1 protein-coding gene is annotated in these 1,402 nt (G+C 42.4%); it reads right to left on the reverse strand.

The genetic code is table 11. The features are described from left to right. The coding region (locus AB4496_RS08350; protein ID WP_372130805.1) for a phospholipase D-like domain-containing protein at nucleotides 1-937 on the reverse strand (937 nt) is incomplete at its 3' end. Between the last annotated feature and the right edge of the window lie 465 nt (nucleotides 938-1,402).

The raw sequence follows: 1,402 nt of genomic DNA on the forward strand, positions 1-1,402 counted from the left end.
GCCCAGATGGCACTACTTGAACTGGATGATGCGTCATTATTTCTTCAACCGGGCACTCTGGTAAATCAGGAAGAATGCGTTCACCGGTTTCCACTTCCCAATCCCAACCATGAATTGCTGACAACACGTTAACGGTTGGCCCAGTGACGCGAACCATGACATCAATCCATTGGCCGACACCTGAGCTCTGTTTGAAATGAGCTGGATCTACCATATTCATTGACCCGGTATAGGCGATGGACTCATCAATCACGATGATCTTCCGGTGCTGCCTTAGATCTAAACGGCGTAAGAAAATACGCCAAGGACTAACCTCTAATGCTTGGACAACGTGAACGCCAGCGTCTTTCATCATTGAACGCCAGTGACTTTTGAAAAAACGCGGGCTACCTGCAGAATCGAGTAAAACTTTAACATCGACACCACGTTTTGCTGCTCGAATAAGTGCGGAAGCAACGGAGTCAGTTAAGCCACCGGGGTGCCAAATATAGAAAACCATTTTGATACTCGTCTGGGCGTTTTCTATATCTTCGATAATTGCGTGTAGGATTTCATTAGGAGAAGCTTGCAGTGAAAGTGTGTTTCCGCTGAGAGCTGGAATGCCCATCCGATTGTTACAAAGCTCATCAATTTTGTGGATAGGAGAGCCGACTTTACCTGGAAGGTGGACTTGGCAATCATTTAATTGGCGGAACCAATCACCAAAAGGCGTAAACATGCGATGTGCCCGCTCAGCCCTCTTTCTACCGAGATTTAGCTCTCCGAAAAGGAAGTAACAAGCGACGCCAACAATAGGGATAATGTAGATAACCATCAACCATGCGAGAGAAACGCTGACAGAGCGTCGTTTTAGTACGACACGAAAAGTCACACCGGCGACAAGGACCCAGTATAAAGCGACAGAAGCTAAAGTTAAAAAATGGTAGAGCTTTTCCACATTGAATACTCGAAAAAAGAGACACTTAGATAGTAATGCTATTTTACGGATATGGGAATTTAAGGAATCAACTATTTACAAAATAGAGCAAAAGCTGTAAACAGGTTAAAGTTGTTAAGTTTTAGTTAACTTAAGACGAATGCAATTGTTTTGTATGAAAAACCGGCATTTAACCATAAAGATTTACATTGATAACGAAATATATACGGTTCGGGCTTCCAATTGTATTCTTAAACTGGTTTACTTGCTAGATAACGAGCGTCAATCAAATCTTTTAATGGTGTAAATTATTATATACACCTTATCTTTTAATGACGCCACACAAAGCAAAATACAACATCACATAACACAAAAGTTTGGAGTAAACGTGGCTACTAGTAATACAACCACTACACCCCGCGATACCTGGGGTTCGAAATTAGGATTCGTAATGGCTGCAGCAGGTTCTGCTGTTGGCTTAGGTAA

The sequence above is a fragment of the Vibrio sp. 10N.222.46.A1 genome (assembly GCF_041473595.1).
GTDB classification, from domain to species: domain Bacteria; phylum Pseudomonadota; class Gammaproteobacteria; order Enterobacterales; family Vibrionaceae; genus Vibrio; species Vibrio tasmaniensis_A.